The following is an 18,253-nucleotide window of genomic DNA, read 5'->3' as shown; positions in this document are numbered from 1 at the left end:
CTTAGACGGCGCTGGACAACGCGGAGTGGTTTTTTTGTGGCGGCTGGATCAGTGCTTTTTCGTTCAGGCCGACCGCTTCGGCCTCAACGCCAGAAACAGCGTGGCTTTGCGCATGGTTGAGGGTGTCCGACTGAGTACCGACCATGACCCGACCTGAGTCCGACCGCTTTTCTGAATCCCCCGACCGAGCGGATGTGTTGTCGAGTTGGTCGGCATCGATCAAGCCCATCAGGTGCGGTTGGTTGCCACTTTTGCCGTCATACGTGAGGGTGTATTCATGGGCCAACCCCTTGCGGTGCAGCAGCAGGTATTCCAGTTCGGTCAGTCGGCCCAAATGGATTTTTAACTGGGTATCTCCCCAGCCAGTGGCCTCGCGCACGTCCTTGCGACCGAACCGAAACTCTTTTTCTTTGAGTCCCTGCGCCTGACTTCGGGCCTCGACCCAGCCTTGCAACAGCTCCAGCAAACGCCGCGTTTGCGGCGGTAGTTCGTCCAGGGTGCGACCAAGAATGTCGTGGGCCAGCCGGTTGGCCAACACAATGTCGCCCTTCGTGACCTCGATGTAGGCCAGGGATTTGCCGCGATGCTCGACGTGTTTGATCGGGCGTTGATGCTGATGCAGCAAGGCAATGCAGCGAATCAGCGTCAGGTACTTCATGTGGTCGCGCCGGGTGCGGGTTTTGTCCGAAAGAAACGTCAGTTGATCAGCAAACGGATTGACCACCGCCACGGTTTTGATCAGGCGCTGGGCGTTCTGATGCAGGCGAGTAATCGCCTGTTTTTCAGCGTCGGCCAGCAGGCCGTCGAGGGTTTGTTTTTTGCGTTGGGCTGCGTGAATGGCTTCGGTTTGTTCGCGGCTTTCGTTGATGGTCAGCACCAAACAACGGTTGAGCAGTTCTTCGTCCACGTCGATGGCCGTGGTGGTGAGCATCAACATCACCGGGCCCTTGACGCTGTATTGCTTGGTCACCAGGTTGCCGGTGGCTTCGTCCTTGCCGGTGCTGGCAATGGTCAATTCGCCGTCCGATTGCAGCAATTTCAGGGCATAGGCCGCTTGGCGAACGCCCTCTTCCTCGGCGATGGCCAGAATCTTGTGTTGCAGATCCGTTTCGCCAAGATAGAAAAGGCTCTGGCCGGTCATGGCGCTGTATTGGATGCGTTCTTCTTCCGGCATCAGGTTTAGAACTGCGTCCATCAGGCTTGATTTACCGGCCGCGCTTGATGACTGAATTAACACCGCCAAGGGCTGATCAAGTTTGCGAGAAACGGCCGCCAAGTACCCGGCCAGCAGGTTGTAGGATTCACCGACGACACCACAACGGGTCAAATCTGCCTCGATGCGCTCGATCAGATTCGGCGCACGCAACAGGTTTAATGCGGCCAGCTCATCCTCGGCGCTCAGCGTCGGGGTGGGATTTTTCGGGGCCAGTGCCGCCTGGATTGTCGCTTCCTGCAAACCTTCCAGCTTGAGCAACAACTTGCCCAGGTCGCGCTTGATAATTTCTTCCGGCACGCCCAGCTCTATGCTGGCCTGTTTCAAATAGCTATACCGGGCTTTGGCCGCATACAAATCAAAACTGTCCACGTAATAGGCCGCTTCGCGGCCCATTACGTGCTCTTCGGCGACCTCGCGGCGCACCTGCACATTGACCCGCATTTGCTCCGGGCCGAGGTTCTTTTTCCAGCCACGTACCCGCCATCGACGGTCGGCAACGGCCAACAAAAGATCGCCCTGGGCGTTTTCGCTAAAAGTTTCCGATTCGGAAACTGGTCCCGCGACCGTCAAAGTTTCCGAATCGGAAACTCCCGGCACCGGTGGCAACTCGGCGGTTGCCTGCGGCGCAGCGGCTAAAGAAAAAGTGATTTCTGGCTCGACCAAAACCGGCATGCCTTGGCCCTGCCACAGCGCCTGTTGCAGCAGTTCGCCCAGCGCCTGGGCCGGATTTTCTACCTGCAAGGCGAAAGCGTTAGCGTCCATACCTTGTGGGAACAACAAACGAAATACTTCGATGCCGGCAGAGCGTAGTTCCTCGGCCAGTTTTTCGGCTGCTGCGTCTCCCGCTGAGTCGCGGTCGAAAGCAATAATTACCCGCTGGGTGCCGTGGTGTTTCAGGGCCTGCCAGTGATCTTGGGAAAAACCGTTCACACCGTAAGCGCTGATGACGTTGCGAAAACCCGCACACCAAAAGGTCATGGCGTCGATCAGCGACTCACAGAGAATAATTTCCAGATTGGCCAACAACGCCGCTTCGTTCCAGACTCCGCGCAACGGCGTGGCCAAGTACAAATGCCGAGATTGGTTAGCCGGAATTTTGTTGTTCGGCTGCATTCGCCGTCCGTAAAGCTGCATCACTCGCCCGGATTGCTCCGGCTGCGCGCCGTCTTCCAGACCCAACACCGGCACGACCAGACAACCGTTTAAATGTTCGTGTCCGGTAGAACGCAAAACACCCAAGGCCTGCAACTGCTCACGCATCTGGCGGCCTGCCTGGGTATATCCGGCAGGCAAACGATAGGTCAGGGTTTTATTGGCATAGCCGAGCTGAAAATGCTCGATCAGCTCGGGATGGTTCAGGCCGCGAGACGCCAGATAGGCCAATGCTTCGGGGGACTGTTTGAAATTGGCGTGATAGAACTCAGCCACCGAACGCAGCAGCGCCGCGGCTTCAAGATCAGAAGAGCCCGCAGCTAAAGAAGGGAGGTGTCGGGTTTGGCTGCGCGACACACCGACTTTTTCCGCGCTCTCCAGTGGTGCGTCGTTGCGCAGCAGTTGAACCGCGTGCGGCAACGACACGCCTTGAGTTTTCATCACCCAATCGATCACCGAACCTGCGGCCCCGCAGCCAAAGCAGTGATAGAGATTTTTCTCCTCGGAGACCGACAGGCTGGGTGTGCTTTCGTCATGAAACACGCAGCACATTACCCAGTCCTTGCCGCGCTTTTTCAACTCATGACCCTGCGACTGGATCAGCCGAACCAGCGACACCTCCCGTTTGAGGCGTTCCAGTTCGGCTTCGGGGATGCGGGCCATCGGGTTTTCTCCAAAATACGTCAACGCTCGTTTGAGGTTTTATTTTAATACCTTATACTGTGTCCAAGTCAAACCTTATCAGAGACAGGGCATACAGTTATGGAATCCGAAACGATCTGGTTCCTACCCATGCATTTCCCCACACGCCTGATCCAGCTGCGCAAAGCCGCCGATCTAACCCAGCAAACTCTGGCTGACACCGCGTCAGTGCACGTTAATCAGATTCGGCGTTATGAGGCAGGGACGGCGCAGCCAACCTTAGAAGCCCTAATTCGGCTTGCTCAGGCTCTGCACGTCAGTTTGGATGATTTGGTGTTTGCTGAAGGAGAACGCGGGCCGTCCGACGATTTGCGCCTCCGCTTTGAGGCCGTCAGCCATATGCCCGAAGCCGAGAAATCAGTGATAAAGGCACTGCTCGATGGGATGATTCTCAAGTATCAGGCATCAAAAATCATGGGGACGGATAACAATAGGCTGCCCGGCGCATAACCGAGAAAACCAAGGACGGGTAGATATACGAAACTAAGGACTGCTCGAATATGGCTGACGTAATGCCGAAACTCACTGATGTAAAAAACCTGCAAGACCTTTCAAAAATCCTTGCTTGGCCAATGCTGGCAGTGGCTTATTTCCTAATAAGTGGCCCACAGATTTCGGTTGACGGCAGCATATGGTTCGGCATACCAGATCATCTCTCAGAAGCTGTTCAGACGAGACGATTCTTTCTTATTTTTGGGCTAAAAGCCATTTGGTCCGGCGGAATAGCACTTCTCACTTACAAACTAATTGCCGAACTACATTTTGAGCTGTACCTAAAGACAAATTTTCTGCTCTTTCCAGTTATCGCAGCTTTGTTGTTTGCCTATGCTCTGCTGAGCATATTTGGTCACGATCATTTCATTTGGCTACAGTACCTCAATAGCTTTTGGGCTTATGCCGCTATCGTCTGGGGATTCTTTCTGCTGGCCATGACAGAGCAACTGGTTGATCCGTTGGAAAAGGCTCGGGACAGGCGAAACAGCTAAGCAAGCGAAGTTATGGAGCGATGTATAACAAAAGCTATACACATGATCCTAGACAAATCAAATAGTTAGCTCTGTTTTGTATTACAAATGTATAACCACCAATCAGCACGAAAAATGGCTAACCCTTTGATCTACAAGGAAACACTTACCCCGGACGGGGGTGCGTGTTGTGTATTGAGATTTTGCTCCTGTTAAGGAGCGAAAAATCATGCTGAAAAAGGGCGTATTGAGCAGGTAGACCGTAGGTCGTAAGGATGGGTGCAAAAGGGGTACAACCTGAGTGCAGAAAGGATGCAACCTGGGAGCAAAAGGGAAGCAAATAGATAGCAAAAGGGCTGCAAATCGGATGCAAAAACACCGGCGTTAAGCCGGTGCTAAATAAAAAATAGAATTTCTACAGATCAGCGACGCCAGAACGGTAACTCGTCAGAAGCAAGAGAGTTATACAAGTCTTCGGAACGATTCACATCAAAAATATAGTCAGGCGCGTCGGTAAAGCCGATTCTTAAAGGGACGTACTCATTAAACTCTTTATAAAAAACATCTGAACATTCGACAGCATCAAAAATAATTTTGAAGAAGCGAGCAAAGATATCAGCCAGAGTATTACCACTCAAAAGCAAACGAGTATTTTCCTCGTCCACCCCGAAAGCGCTTATATCAAAGCTATCCGCAGGAATGCTATTAAACTCAGCCCTTACACTCTCTAAATCTATCTTTAACTCAGCCAGTTCGTTTTTGCTTAAAGAGCGGCAATAAAGCTTCTCTGTAACCAAGGGATACCTGCTTCCTCTTTTGCCGCCCTCAAGAAAAAACACAACTGACTTAAAAAAACAGTCAACGTCAGAGGCTGGACCTAAGACAGATATTGTCATTGCGGCAAGAACACCTACATTTTTCATTCTGCTTTAAACCTGATGGATGAGGGAGATATTGCCCCATTTGACTTATCAACTATTCCACGAACGATTTGCGCACGCTGCACAGGCGTAACAGCTTGCCCTCGAATATCAATAACGACTTGCTGCTGCATTCCTTGCGGTAAATTTTCAGCTCGCTGGAGGGCTTGCTTGGAAACATTACTAATCAATCCGCTTTGATTTTTTGCGATGTTGTAGTTTTTCACTTCAACACTGCATACGTTACCTACACACCAGTCTGGACGAACACTACCCGAAGTGCCGTAAGGAACTTCTTGTCCATTTTTATAACTGACTTGTGGGCGAGCTCCAGCACCAAGATCAGCGCCGACATCAATTTCAGATTTTTGGGGTGTGGGACGAACAGGTGTCCCAGTAGAGGCAAGATCATCTACCTTTCCAGCAACGCCACCAGTAGCTTTTGCACCTTGTAGGTACTTTATTGCCTTTTCGAGCTGAGTCAAGCCAGCAGGTTCGGTCGCCCCAGGAAGCTTCGGCCTTGGCTCCAAACTGCTACTCGTAGCTCCCCCAGCTTGCAACAAGGCCAGCCGATCCATCGAAGGGCCCCAATCAGCAATTTGTTGAGTCAAATGGGTTGCCGCTGCGACAGCACGGCTCACCAATAGGGTTTTATAGCCCTCACAAACCGACGTAACACATTGAATCGCCATCAGATCATCAATAGAGGCGATGATTTCCGGCAATTTATCTTTGGCTAACAACGAACTGGTAAGGCTTAGCGCATATTGAGTTTTGTAAAGGCTCTCTTCGTCGTAACGCTCATTTTTCCACTTGTTCCGCTGGCATTCGTCGTCGTCTTTGCACGAAGCCATTCCAGAGGCAAATGCCTTAACATCTGACTGCTCAAGGTAGTTATAAACCGTACCTTGCTGTGCAACCCAACCAGCAATCTCTTGGTCCTTGCTACTACCGCCAACCCCAGCCGCGACGGTCATACCTATCAGTTGTGAGGTCATCGCTAACAGGCGATCATGAGCGTCACCTGGAAACATTTCAGCGCCAAAGGTCTGTATCAGCGCCTTGTTCGCGCCTGCTGCGATAGCGCCCGACGCAAAGTCACCTCCGGCAGCCTCCGCAATCAAACCGCCCACAATGGCATGCACAGCCACTTTGGTAGAGAGGCCAGAACCACTTAGCGAACTGCCTACGCGCTCGTAAATCATCCCTGATACGAGACTAGATGCCAGATCAATTGCGGCTTGTCCCACATTTTTTGTAAAGCTGCCGCCATTTGCGACGGTTCTTAACGCCGAATTGACCGCCAGTTGCCTACCAAGATCTGAAGCGGTTAAAGCTCCGGTCACACCGAACAGTTTTGATATTGGGGCACTAATCCCTGCTATTGCGTACCCTTTCAGGCTTTCGCCAGAAGTCACATCTTTGGCGATAGCGCCGAGATTGCCTTTGTTGTTGATGGCACTTGTCGCAACTTTTATCGCTACAGCGGTGTATACGCTACTTGCCGCAATGCCTGTCGTCGTCGTGGAGGCCGCTCCAACAAGCCCGGCACCCAACCCCCAAGTAAAGTACGTGACGATAATCGCGATAACTAATGCCGCAGCTCCACCTAGGCTTGAGTTGTTGTATTTGAAACTTTCGTGAACCTCCTGAACTGTGCGCCAGTCAACATCACCTCGCTTCTCGGCATCCTTGAGCCAGGCAAGCTGCGGATCGGCCGTCACCATCGCATCGATAGCCTGACCTACCGTTTTTTGGTCGATCTGTTTGATATCGATGTGTAGTCCTTCGACGGCCTTGATCGCAAGTTGTCCCTTCGCCACTATCTGGGTTTGGCGCAAAGTCTCATCGGTATTTCCTTTACCCTTGGAGCTGTTCCACACCAAACCGCTACTGCTCTTCTGGTGGCTCTCCTGATGCAGGTCCTTGACCGCCTCGAAGGTGATAGCACCACCGCTGTCGAGGGTGATATTTTTGCCACTGTCCAGCTTGGCGGCTTGGTAAAGCTGATCACCACTGCTCTTGAGCGTTAGGTCGCCGCCGGTCTTGATTTCACTGCTGATGTTGGTGACTTGGGTCACTTCATCACGCTTGGTTTTCTTGCTGCCCCAACCCCCACTTTTTTTCATGTCGTACAGTGAGTAATCACTGTCTTCTGCTGCCAACAGACCAAGTTTTCCGCCAGCCACCAAGTACGCTTCATCGCCTGCGTTGACGCTGCTTGCGATCAGCGTTAGATCCTTTCCAGCAGCCAGCGCGACATCACCACCAGCGGTCACCGTGGTGGACACTTGGCTGACATGATCTTCTTGGGCCTTAACCTTTTTCGACTTAAACGATGAGTGTTGTTCATCCGCAGCCGACGCCAGCGTCAGACTCTCACTAGCCGCCAGGGACACATCACGCGTAGCCTTGATCTGACTGGCCACAGCAGTAACGTCACGACCGGCGCTGATGCTCAGATCTCGGCCAGCATCAACAGTCGAGCCATACTGTGTGGTGCTAGCACTACTGGACCGCGTTGTAACCGCATTGGTGTTGTTCTGCTCTGCCGCGACTAGATTTACATCACGGCCTGCATTGATAGTCGTACCTGCACCGCTCTTGATCACGCCGCCGACGTTATTAACATCCCGCCCCGCCTGCACGGTTAGGCTGTTTGCGGCCTCTACTCGCGCAGCGCTATCAACAAAGTCAGTCCGTTCGGTGCGGTAGCCACTGCTGCTCTGGTGCGTGGTTACGCTGCGCTCGTTGACCACATCGCCTTGGGTCGCAGTCAGGGTCACATCACGGCCAGCGATGACGCCACCGGCTGTATTGACCAGCGTATTACCCGCCAGAAAGTCCAAACGGTTACCCGCCTGTACCAGCCCGCTGTTAACCACATTCTGACCGGCTTGAGCGGACAGGTTTCGGGTGGCGAGCAATGTCCCGGCGTTCTGAAGATCCTTGCCAGCAATCAGATTAAGGTCGTTGCCTGCAATCAAGGCCCCATTGGGCGCCAAGCGGTTAGTGGCTTGGGCCAGATACAACACAGGCACCAGCACCTTTTCACCGTTGACCTCGGCGGTTTCCAGCCAAACAATATCGTGAGTCAGGGCGGCGACTTGTTCCGCCGTCAGACTCACGCCAACAGCCAGATTCAATTGCTGCTTGCTCTGGATAGCGTTGTTCATCAGATACTTGAACAGGTCTTGATTGGAGGTCTGCCCATCAATGAATCGCTGCCCGGTACGGGCCACCACGGCCTGCTCAATCAAGCGTTGTTCATAAAGTCCATCGCCTAGACGTTTCCAACTGGTGTCAGGGTTGTACCCCAGGTTGGACAGTAAATAATCCGAACTCATGAACTGCTTAAGGTCGGTGAGCGCCGGGTTGGTTTCGATCAGGTATTTTTGGGGGCGAGACTGGCTGCTGATGTCCGGCACGCCCTGAACACTCGTCACAGGGGCGGTGGACGATGACGCGCCAGAATTACCCACTTGACCACTGAGCCGAAACAACCCGTTCTGGCCGGTTGGCAAGCTAAACCCAGGCAGACTCAGTGGGTTGATTTGCTGTTGCGAAAGGTCAGGATGCAGTTGGGAATTAAACGTGATTTTGGTCGAGTAACCGGCGGCGGCGTTGGCGCCGGAAGCATCGGTGGTGGTTTTAACACCACTACCGACATAGGTATAACCTGCGCGTACCACGCTGTTATCGAGCGTACCCTGGACCTTGATAGTAGGCGTCCCACCCGCCTGAATCACTGCGGCATAACGTTGATCGCTGCTGGCCAGTTTTCGCGTAGAGCCAAACTGGGTCCACTCTCTCTCAGTCATGCCGATGAAGCTACTGATGGCCGCCGTTAAGCCACCCAAATCATTGGGGGTGTACCCTGCACTTTGAAACCAGTACTTATTCGTAAAAGAACTAGCTGCGTTGTACCAAGCACCCGCATTACGCGTGCGTTCTGAAAGGTACACACGCGTCGTTTCAGTATCACTCGTCTCCACACCCGTGTTGGTCAGGGTGTTGAGGTTCGCTACCAAATCACCAGCAGCAGCGATGGTGCTGCTCTGGTTAAGCAGATCACCGGCATTAATATTCAGGGATCCGCCCGAGGTGATACTTGAAGCACTGCTGGCGTCAGTCACCTCCAGCTTTTCACGCTGAACAATCTCCCAGACGTGATTTTGCTTACCGCTGCAATCGCCTGCGTTATACCCTTCAATGCAGGTGACTTCACCGATCCTTGCGGTATAAATCCCCGGATTACTGACGGTGAGAATGGCGCGAATATTTTGAATCGTGCTCGCCGCCAGACTCAAATTACCGTCGCTTTGAATGCTCGAAGAGCTGTTGATAATGCTGCTAGCCAATCCGCCCTGACCATCACGGTCGATGCTCAAATTACCCAGGCTGTAGACATCGGCATACAGGTTGTTCAGCGCATCAACCCGAAGGCTCATATCGCCACCGCTGAAAATCAACCCGTGATCATTAAGCAGTGCGCCAGTGGTAGCGGTGAGTTTTTGACCGCTGCCCAACGTCCCGTAGTTGTTGAGCGTGCCTGCGTTCAGGACAAAATCGCTAGCGGAGGTTATGCGACCCTTGTTAGTCAGCGTGCCCGTAACGTTGACCGTGGATGCACCACCACCGGCAAGGCTCGCGGTATTGCTCAAATCGAGTTGTGCAGCGGTCAGGTTAAAATTGCCCAGGCTGCTGGCACGTCCGGTGCTATTCAGATTGCCCGCTAGGGTCAGATCATAGGTACCATCACTGGCAATCAACCCCGCCGTGGTCCAGTTTTTCCCAGTGCCGGTGAAACTGTCAGAAGCCAGCAACTGACCACCGGCGTCTTGGGTCAAGGTATTGACCTTAACCGTCAGACGCCCAGCCTGAATCACACTGTTGTTGGCCCATGTGTCTTGATCAATGGTCAAGCCGCCGCGAGTAGTGACACTGCCACCGGCATTATTGAGCGCCGCTGCAGCAATGCCCAACGTGCCGGAGCCCACATGCAGCAAGGTGCCGCCAGTGTTCTGGAAACTGCCTACTTGAATATCCAAGTCTTGGTTGGCGACTTCCAAGGTGCCAGTGCGGTTATCCAATAAACCGCCGATTTGAAACACAGACTTGCCAGTCTTGCCCAACGCACGCACCTGGCCTTTTTGGTTCTCCAGGCTAACAGCGGTTATGTTCAAGGTACTGTCGCTTTCAATAACGCCTTTTTGGTTGTTCAGGGCTCCGCTCAAATTGAGGGTGATGTCTTGACCGGCAATCTGCCCATCGTTCGTACCGCTGTTATCAAAATCTGCGCCCGTAACACTGACGGACTTTTTGGCGTAAAGACCGCCATTGCGATTGTCGAAATTGCCGGTGGTGACCTCGGCGTCGCCGGTTTGCGCAGCAATGCGTCCCCCGTAGTTATCAACACTGCCCGTGATCAGTTTTAGGTTCTGCCCCTGAACAGTGCCGCCCTGCCGATTGTCATTGAGATCGTAACCATTGCGCAGCACACCCACCGTGTGCGCTTGAAGGTTGCCCATGAGACTTGCCAGTGTACCGCCACGGTTATCCAGGCTATCGGCCTTGAAAGTAACATCACCTGTTTGGGCAATGAGCTTGCCGCTTTGGTTATCCGCAGCACCTGATACATCAAGATTCAATGCGGTTTGGCTTTGGCATTGTCGAGACTGTCGGATTTAAGAATAAGGTCAGCGTTTTTGCTGGTGATTAAACCATCGTCGCCGTTTAGCACCGCCCCAGTTGCTGTGAGAGTCAGCGTGTCGTTAGCCGCTACCGTGCCACTATTGCGGTTATCCAAGCCACCGATCAACAATGTCAACAGCCCTTGACTCGCCAATTGACCGTCCTGGTTATTGACTTGGGTGGACCGCTTTAATAAAAAGTCACCGCCACTGCTGAGCAACCCATGGGTATTGGTCAGGGCATCTAAAAGATCGAGGGTGACAGAACCGTTACTGGCCAGGCTGCCTTGCGTGTTATCAAGACTCGTCCCGGTCAGGGTGAGTGTGCGCTGGGCGTTGATGACGCCAGCGGTGTTATTGAGGGTGTGTGCGTTGAGGTCGAGGTCGGCACCGCTGTCGATCAAGCCGCCTTGGCTATTGATGAGCACATCGCTGATCGTCAGAGTTTGACCTCCACCGCTGGAAACAATGCCCTTATCACTGTTATCCAGACTGGCCGCTGTGACGGTTAAGTCTTTTTGACTGACCAATGCGCCCGAACCACTGTTTTGCAGTGCATTACTCACTTCAACGTCAACATTGCCGTAGCGGCTGGAAACGGTGCCGCTGTTGCGGTTGTCCAGGTCGGTGCCCGTCACGCTCACACCCTGCAAACCGGAAATCAGACCGCCTTGGTTAATCAGGTTAGTGCCGTTTAACGTCAACGCGTCGTTACTGATCAGCTTGCCTTGGCTGTTGTCCAGGGCTCGCCCTACAAGATTTAGGCTTTGGCTACTGGAAATCTCGCCACGTCGGTTGTTGATGCCGCCGCTGGCTGAAAATTTCAACGCACTACCGGCAGTGACCAGACCCGCTACGTTGTCCAACGTGGCCACGGTAATCGTCGCTGCATCAAGACTCGATATTTCACCACTACGGTTATTGAGCTCACCTAACGTGGCCGTTAAAGGGCCGCTGCTGGTGATCAAACCGCCTTGGGCATTGAGTACTTGGTTTACGGTTACATCCAGATTGCCGGTGCTGAGTACTCGTCCCTTGTTTTGATTGTCCAGGGAGTTTGCGGTGAGCGTTGCGGCTTGTTTGGCGCTTAAGGTGCCGCCTTGGTTATTGACGGTCCCAGTCGCACTAATATTAAGAGTGCGACTGGCAATGATGCTGTTACCAGTGTTGGTCAGCGTCTGTGTGGTGACCTGAACATCACCTGTGTTATTACGCGTGTTATCGGCATTTACACCCGATTCGATGATGCCGTTGTTGGTCAGTTGACCACCGCTGGTAAGGGTGATGGTGTCACGCGCCGCCAGGGTTTTACGGCTGTTCAAATCGCCCTGCGTGTTGACCGCCAGCGTCGAGCCGCCATAGACCGGCCCTTGCAAATCAGCACTGACGGCTTTGACGGTGACCGCACCACTGGCTGCCGCTTGCGCCAAACTCAAATGCCCATTGACATCGAGCTGAATATCACCACCACTGGCGGCCATCGTGCCGTCAAGTTTTACGCCGACACCCGCTTCAGTCCCCACCAGACGAATAGCCCCGGCGTACATCCCACCCAAAGCGCTGGAGTCGATAGCCAATAGGGGTTTAGTACTGCCGTCGTCTGCACGGGTGGTAGTGGCCAGGGTTTGAGCATTAACATCGTTACGCCCCGCCACAACGGTCAGTTGGTTGGCGTTGATTTGGGCATTGACCTGCGCGGCGCGGGTGATGATTTCAAAGCTGCCCACGTTGCTGGCATTTAAACCTTGCCCATCAATGGAGATTGCCCCCCCATCCACTTGGTAATGGTCCAGGCGTCCGTTATCCAAGACCGGTTTGCCCGTGGTCAACGTCACATTGGGGGTGTTGATAAACCCGCAGCCGTTGCAACTAATGCCATACGGGTTGGCAACAATGACTTTGGCCGATTGGCCCGCCACTTCGGTATAGCCACGCAACTGACTGGGGCTACCACCGGTCACCTCGTTGAGGATGATATTGGCCGCGTTACCCTTGAGATTAGGGTTGCCCAGAATGATCCCGCCCAACTGGGTTGATTGGGTGCGGTTAGTGGAGTTGTTAAGAATGACGCCCTGTTGACCGACGTTATAGTCACTGAATTGGTTGTGAGACAAACCACTGCCATTGGGTGCGGCAATGTTGACGATCGGCACTCCATTACCCGCCTGACCCAAGGTCGTGCTCGGTCCACTGACCGCAATGCCATCAGCCTGTGCCCACAAGGGTTGCCAGAACATGACATTGGCCAACAACAAGGCTAGCCCGCGCTTTGGCATTCCCCAAAAATGCTCTCGGGTTGTCAGAGGCACAGAAAATTGACGAGCCAAAGAAGCCGAACGGAGAACGTCCATGTCGAATATCTCAAAAAGAGCGAAAAAGAGAATTAAAGGAAAAAGTCCATACGGAAATAAATCGGCGCTTCGCGCTCGGTGATTACGTTCGGACGTTCCAGGGAATGGGCAAGAGTGACACTCGTGCTGAGGTATTGGCCTTTGGCGAAAAACTCCAAGGAGTTGCTGGATACCCTGCCGTGGACGTTTTCGTTGTAACGGTCGCGCCGGATCACACCTTGGTCATAACCCAAACTGGTGCCGTATTCACTGAGTACGGGACGCAACCAATCCAGAGTTACGGGGCGGCTCCAGCGCAGGTCGTTACGCCAGTAGCCACCACTGTCGCCCGAGAGGGTTTGATCCTTGTAACCGCGAACAGACGACAGCCCTCCCAAACTCATGCGTTGCGCACTGAACAACACGTCCTCACTGCGCTGACCGGTAACCAGGCTGGTAAAACTCAATGACTCACCCCACAGCGTGAACGGCTGCAGATAGCTGATTGTGCCGGTGTATTTGCGGTAGTCCGGGGTGGCCGTGAGACTGCCCAATTGATCTCGGTGCTGGTTATTACGCTGGGCATCAAAGGCGCCGATGCCGTTCTGCACACCCAGGTCAATGTTGACGAAGGCACTGCCCACCCGACGACCGTGGTTGATCCCCAGTTGCAGCTCGCTCAAGCGATTGCTGCTCACCGCTAGGCGACTGTCTTCGATGTAGTTGTTGGTGCGCAGATGGGACACACCGACGTTGAGCGAGGTTTTACTCAATGCATCGCGGTAGACAACCCGCTCGGCACGCAATTGGTGGTTTTCACTATCACCTGTTTGTTTGAAATCAAAGCCGTTGCCTTGGGCTAATGAGCGGTATTCGCTCTCGCTATAGGCGTAGCTGAAGGTCCACCAGCCCCACGGCAAGCTGTAGTTGAGTGCGGCGTTTTTGGAGGTTTTTTGATGGTCGCTGATTGCATCATGACCACCGCGAAGCACCAATTGATCAGCCAAACCCAAAGGACTATCCCACTCAAAGCCGGTCCCCCATTGTTGTTCGCCCGTGCTTTTTTGGCCTTCATTGCTGCGTGTAAGGCTCACGAGCCAAGGTTTTTGGGGGGTGTTGTTAACCACCACATTGCTACCACCTACCTGAGAGCCAGGTGCAAGGTCCATCTTGGCCTTGTTCGACGGCAACCGGTTGAGTTGCTCCAGCAGTTGTTCGATTTCCCGAAGGTTGACCGGCACACCGAGTTGACCTGGAAAGGTCATGGACAACTCACGCTCAGACAGTTGGCTACCTTCGCCCGCCTTCAACCCTTCAAGCTTGCCCTCCACCACCAGCACCTGCAGGTGCCCACTGGACAGGTCTTGTTGCGGCAAGTACGCACGGCTGGTGACGAGGCCCCTATCAACGTATTGATCGGTAACCGCCTTGAGTAGCGCGTTCAGTTGCGACACACCGAGGCATTGACCGATGTAGGGCTTGAGCAAGCGGTCGCGCTCGGCTACCGACAGGGCATCAGCGCCTTTAAATTCGATGGTTTTGATGAGAAAGCAGCGTGAATCCTCCGGTGCCACCGTAGCGGAGGCCGCTTCAGATTTGCCTGGCAGCTCCTTGATATCTTCAAGGCGACGGCGTTGCTCTTCAAGCAATTGGTTTTGTTGACCACGAATGAGGTTCAAATCGCCTGGGCTAGGCGATGCAAAGGCACGCTGGGCAGCACTTTCGCCTAAAAATGCCAGGCAGAGCAGCATCTGAGAATAATGGGGAGCCGCTCGCATATTCCATCCATAGTTTTTATTAATCGACTTAAAATAACATCACATATAAATGACGCCAATATCATGACACCTAATGCGTTTTTAAGAGTCCAGGTTAATTCATTGATTTTTATCGAGATAAAACGTAACGAGTGAAATAAATATCCGACAAACGGTATGGAACTTTCCGTTTTATGAGTACAAATGTTCCAATTGAGGGTGAGAGAACCTCGCGTTTTCATCGAATAACTTGGTTATCCGTGCTCTCACTGGTCAAGAAAAGTGATCGAAAATGCAGATCCTGGAGAATGGATACGGTATTTCTAAACAAAATATTTTTTGACGAATTTACTTAGTTTTGGTGGTGACACGCGAGCAGATGGATGACCAAGGTTCGCAGACGGTTGCTCAAGCCATGCGCTACACGCCAGGTGTGTTGACCAACCCCTATGGTGCGACGCACCGCTATGACTATGTGGCGATGCGCGGCTTCAACGATGGGTCCGTGGATAACATTTACCTCGACGGCTTGAAGTCCATGGGGGACAGCGGCACTTACAGCACCATGCAGGTTGATCCGTATTTCCTGGAGCGCGTGGACATTCTCAGAGGACCTTCTTCGGTGTTGTACGGGCGCAGTTCGCCCGGCGGCCTGGTGGCGCTGACCAGCAAGAAGCCGTTGTTCGAGCCTTATCATCAGGTACAGGCGACAGTAGGCAGCCATCGTCAACGCGGTATGGGTTTTGACTTCAGCGGCCCGGTAGATGACGACAAACGCATCGCCTATCGTTTGACGGGACTGGCGGATAAGTCCGACACACAATTCGACCACGCCAGGGAACAGCGGTACGCGTTGGCGCCAACGTTGAGCATGGACTTTACCGATGACACCTCGCTGACGCTCCAGGCTTATCTTCAGCACGACCCTGATGGAGGCTATCACAGCGGTATGCCGGCCGACGGCGCGCTGCACCAACGTAATGGCCAGAGGATCTCCAGCCATTTCTTCGAAGGCGAGCCGGGGGTGGATGGGTACCGGCGTGATCAACAATCCTTTGGGTATCAGTTCGAACATCGCTTCAATGATGTCTTTACTGCCCGACAAAACTTCCGGTACCTGGATTCCAACGTGCAGTTGGACCAGGTGTATGCGTATGGCTGGACCACACCGACCAGCAATGAGCTGAACCGCTATTACTCGGGAGGCGATGAGAAGCTGCACGCTTTTATCATCGATAACATGCTGCAAGCCGAGTTTTTCACTGGGGCAACCAAACACACGGTGCTGATGGGCGCCGATTACCAGCGGCGTAAAACCGTAGTGGATTGGACGAGTGGGTCGCTACAGTCAATCAATGCATTCAATCCTGTGTATGGCAATTCCGCTATCCGCTATGACAGCCCAACCAGTTACCTGCGCCGGCTCGAGCAGACTGGCGTCTATCTGCAAGACCTGGTTGAAATGGATAAATGGCGATTTTCCCTGGGGCTGCGGCAGGACTGGGTAGAGACGTCCGATGAGAATCGGATCTCCGAGACGAGCCGCCCGATTGGCACCGAAATCAGTGACAAACGCACCAAGCTCACTGGGCGCGCCGGGGCGATGTATCTGTTTGATAATGGGCTGGCGCCCTACCTCAGCTATTCCGAATCCTTCAATCCCAACTCCTATTCAGACAGCGCAGGCAACCCGCTGGCACCGACTGATGGAACGCAGTGGGAGGTGGGCCTGAAGTACCAGCCGCCAGGCACGGACAATCTGTTCACAGCGTCGTGGTTTCGCATCGACCAGGAAAACTTGGCGACCAAGCTACCCCAGGAAAACTTCTATCGTGCTGTAGGGGCCGTTCGCTCACAGGGATTGGAACTGGAAGCACATATGCAGTTGACCGACAACCTCAAGGTTCTGGGTAGCTACACCTTTACCGATATCGCGTACTCCAAATCGATGGTGAGTACCTTGAGTACTGCTGACAACGTGATCGAGAACAAGGGCAATTCGCCCACTCAAGCACCGCGTCACATGGCGTCGGTCTGGGCGGATTACAAGTTCGATAGCGGAGCGCTGGACGGATTGAGGCTGGGGGGTGGGGTGCGGTATGTCGGTTATAGCTGGGCTGATGCGGAGAACACTATGAAGGTACCGTCCTACACGCTGTTTGACGCGTCTGTAGGCTATGACCTGGGCAAAGTAGGACTGGCGGGTGTCGATGTGAGGCTCAATGCCAACAACCTTACCAATGAGACTTATGTGGCTTCCTGTGCCAGCCTGAACTTCTGCTATCTGGGGGAAGAACGTAATCTCAGCGCGACTGTGAGTTATCAGTTCTGATACGCCTAAGTTCAAACCAAGCCGGCGCCTGATAACGGGCGTTGGCTTTTTTCTACCTGCAGCCTCCACCCGCCCATCATTGCTTGAGGAGCGGCCAGTGGAGCCGTAGAAGCACCGATAAGTACGACCCCTAAACGACAAAACCCCTGTCTGCGCTAGCAGACAGGGGTTTCGGAATTCAATCTTGACGATGACCTACTCTCACATGGGGAAACCCCACACTACCATCGGCGATGCATCGTTTCACTGCTGAGTTCGGGATGGGATCAGGTGGTTCCAATGCTCTATGGTCGTCAAGAAATTCTGTGTACCAGACCGTTGCGTTGGCAACGTGCCGGTGAAATTCATGGACTTCTACATAAACAAAACCCCTGTTTGCGTCAGCAAACAGGGGTTTTGGAATTTAATCTTGACGATGACCTACTCTCACATGGGGAAACCCCACACTACCATCGGCGATGCATCGTTTCACTGCTGAGTTCGGGATGGGATCAGGTGGTTCCAATGCTCTATGGTCGTCAAGAAATTCGGGTACTGAGTCGTGGCCAGCTGGCCTCGCTTCAGCAAAATGGGTATGTGATAGCTTTCGGTGTTTGTGAGATTCGAACTTTCGGTTCATTTCGTCTTCACACACCGCAATCTGATGCTCGTTAGAGTAGTCAAATTGCTTGGGTGTTATATGGTCAAGCCTCACGGGCAATTAGTATTGGTTAGCTCAACGCCTCACAGCGCTTACACACCCAACCTATCAACGTCGTAGTCTTCGACGGCCCTTCAGGGAACTCAAGGTTCCAGTGAGATCTCATCTTGAGGCTAGTTTCCCGCTTAGATGCTTTCAGCGGTTATCTATTCCGAACATAGCTACCCGGCAATGCCACTGGCGTGACAACCGGAACACCAGAGGTTCGTCCACTCCGGTCCTCTCGTACTAGGAGCAGCCCCTCTCAAATCTCAAACGTCCACGGCAGATAGGGACCGAACTGTCTCACGACGTTCTAAACCCAGCTCGCGTACCACTTTAAATGGCGAACAGCCATACCCTTGGGACCGGCTTCAGCCCCAGGATGTGATGAGCCGACATCGAGGTGCCAAACACCGCCGTCGATATGAACTCTTGGGCGGTATCAGCCTGTTATCCCCGGAGTACCTTTTATCCGTTGAGCGATGGCCCTTCCATACAGAACCA

At 53.3% G+C, this 18,253-nt stretch carries 6 protein-coding genes, 3 rRNA genes and 2 pseudogenes (1 of these 11 only partly in view); 3 read left to right on the top strand and 8 right to left on the bottom strand.

The window, feature by feature from the left end:
• Position 1: 1 nt before the first annotated feature.
• Positions 2 to 3,031, bottom strand: coding sequence for a CHC2 zinc finger domain-containing protein (locus ATH90_RS00590; RefSeq protein ID WP_098465492.1), 3,030 nt, complete (start codon positions 3,029 to 3,031; stop codon positions 2 to 4).
• Positions 3,032 to 3,130: 99 nt separating this feature from the next.
• On the opposite strand from ATH90_RS00590, the gene ATH90_RS00585 reads away from it, so the two are divergent.
• Positions 3,131 to 3,520, top strand: coding sequence for a helix-turn-helix domain-containing protein (locus ATH90_RS00585; protein ID WP_199727392.1), 390 nt, complete (start codon positions 3,131 to 3,133; stop codon positions 3,518 to 3,520).
• Between the two features lie 50 nt (positions 3,521 to 3,570).
• A complete protein-coding gene (locus tag ATH90_RS00580) occupies positions 3,571 to 4,056 on the top strand; it encodes a hypothetical protein (RefSeq protein WP_098465491.1) in 486 nt (161 codons plus the stop codon).
• A 401-nt stretch (positions 4,057 to 4,457) separates the two neighbouring features.
• Here the strand turns inward: ATH90_RS00580 and ATH90_RS00575 are convergent, their stop codons facing one another.
• From ATH90_RS00575 to ATH90_RS00565, 4 genes and pseudogenes are all read right to left on the bottom strand, one after another.
• Entirely contained in the window at positions 4,458 to 4,958 is a 501-nt protein-coding gene (locus ATH90_RS00575) for an Imm70 family immunity protein (protein ID WP_090406889.1), read from the bottom strand.
• Positions 4,959 to 6,037: 1,079 nt separating this feature from the next.
• A pseudogene (locus ATH90_RS00570) lies at positions 6,038 to 10,606 on the bottom strand (hemagglutinin repeat-containing protein); the annotation flags it as partial.
• A complete protein-coding gene (locus tag ATH90_RS29765) occupies positions 10,603 to 12,999 on the bottom strand; it encodes a two-partner secretion domain-containing protein (RefSeq protein WP_342352864.1) in 2,397 nt (798 codons plus the stop codon). The gene ATH90_RS29765 and the pseudogene ATH90_RS00570, both read right to left, overlap by 4 nt.
• Positions 13,000 to 13,031: 32 nt before the next feature.
• Positions 13,032 to 14,729 carry a ShlB/FhaC/HecB family hemolysin secretion/activation protein gene (locus tag ATH90_RS00565; protein ID WP_170041146.1) on the bottom strand — a complete coding sequence of 566 codons (1,698 nt, stop codon included), beginning with the start codon at positions 14,727 to 14,729 and terminating at the stop codon, positions 13,032 to 13,034.
• A gap of 361 nt (positions 14,730 to 15,090) precedes the next feature.
• Here ATH90_RS00565 and ATH90_RS00560 point away from each other — a divergent pair.
• Positions 15,091 to 17,067: pseudogene (locus tag ATH90_RS00560) on the top strand (TonB-dependent siderophore receptor); the annotation flags it as partial.
• Between the two features lie 182 nt (positions 17,068 to 17,249).
• Here ATH90_RS00560 and rrf (ATH90_RS00555) read toward each other — a convergent pair.
• The 3 genes from rrf (ATH90_RS00555) to ATH90_RS00545 form a co-directional block, all read right to left on the bottom strand.
• Positions 17,250 to 17,365: ribosomal RNA gene (rrf, locus tag ATH90_RS00555) — 5S ribosomal RNA — on the bottom strand.
• A 109-nt stretch (positions 17,366 to 17,474) separates the two neighbouring features.
• Positions 17,475 to 17,590: ribosomal RNA gene (gene rrf, locus ATH90_RS00550) — 5S ribosomal RNA — on the bottom strand.
• Between the two features lie 156 nt (positions 17,591 to 17,746).
• Positions 17,747 to 18,253: ribosomal RNA gene (locus tag ATH90_RS00545) — 23S ribosomal RNA — on the bottom strand (it continues 2,385 nt past the right edge of the window).

It is taken from the genome of Pseudomonas lurida, from assembly GCF_002563895.1.
Lineage (GTDB): Bacteria > Pseudomonadota > Gammaproteobacteria > Pseudomonadales > Pseudomonadaceae > Aquipseudomonas > Aquipseudomonas lurida.
The sequence above is the reverse complement of the archived record's forward strand: the minus strand, read 5'-3'. Positions and strand labels throughout refer to the sequence as shown.

Coding starts and splice junctions, on each gene's coding strand:
- ATH90_RS00590 (WP_098465492.1), bottom strand. CDS start 3,031: ATGGCCCGCATCCCCGAAGCCGAACTGGAACGCCTCAAACGGGAGGTG.
- ATH90_RS00585 (WP_199727392.1), top strand. CDS start 3,131: ATGGAATCCGAAACGATCTGGTTCCTACCCATGCATTTCCCCACACGC.
- ATH90_RS00580 (WP_098465491.1), top strand. CDS start 3,571: ATGGCTGACGTAATGCCGAAACTCACTGATGTAAAAAACCTGCAAGAC.
- ATH90_RS00575 (WP_090406889.1), bottom strand. CDS start 4,958: ATGAAAAATGTAGGTGTTCTTGCCGCAATGACAATATCTGTCTTAGGT.
- ATH90_RS29765 (WP_342352864.1), bottom strand. CDS start 12,999: ATGGACGTTCTCCGTTCGGCTTCTTTGGCTCGTCAATTTTCTGTGCCT.
- ATH90_RS00565 (WP_170041146.1), bottom strand. CDS start 14,729: ATGCTGCTCTGCCTGGCATTTTTAGGCGAAAGTGCTGCCCAGCGTGCC.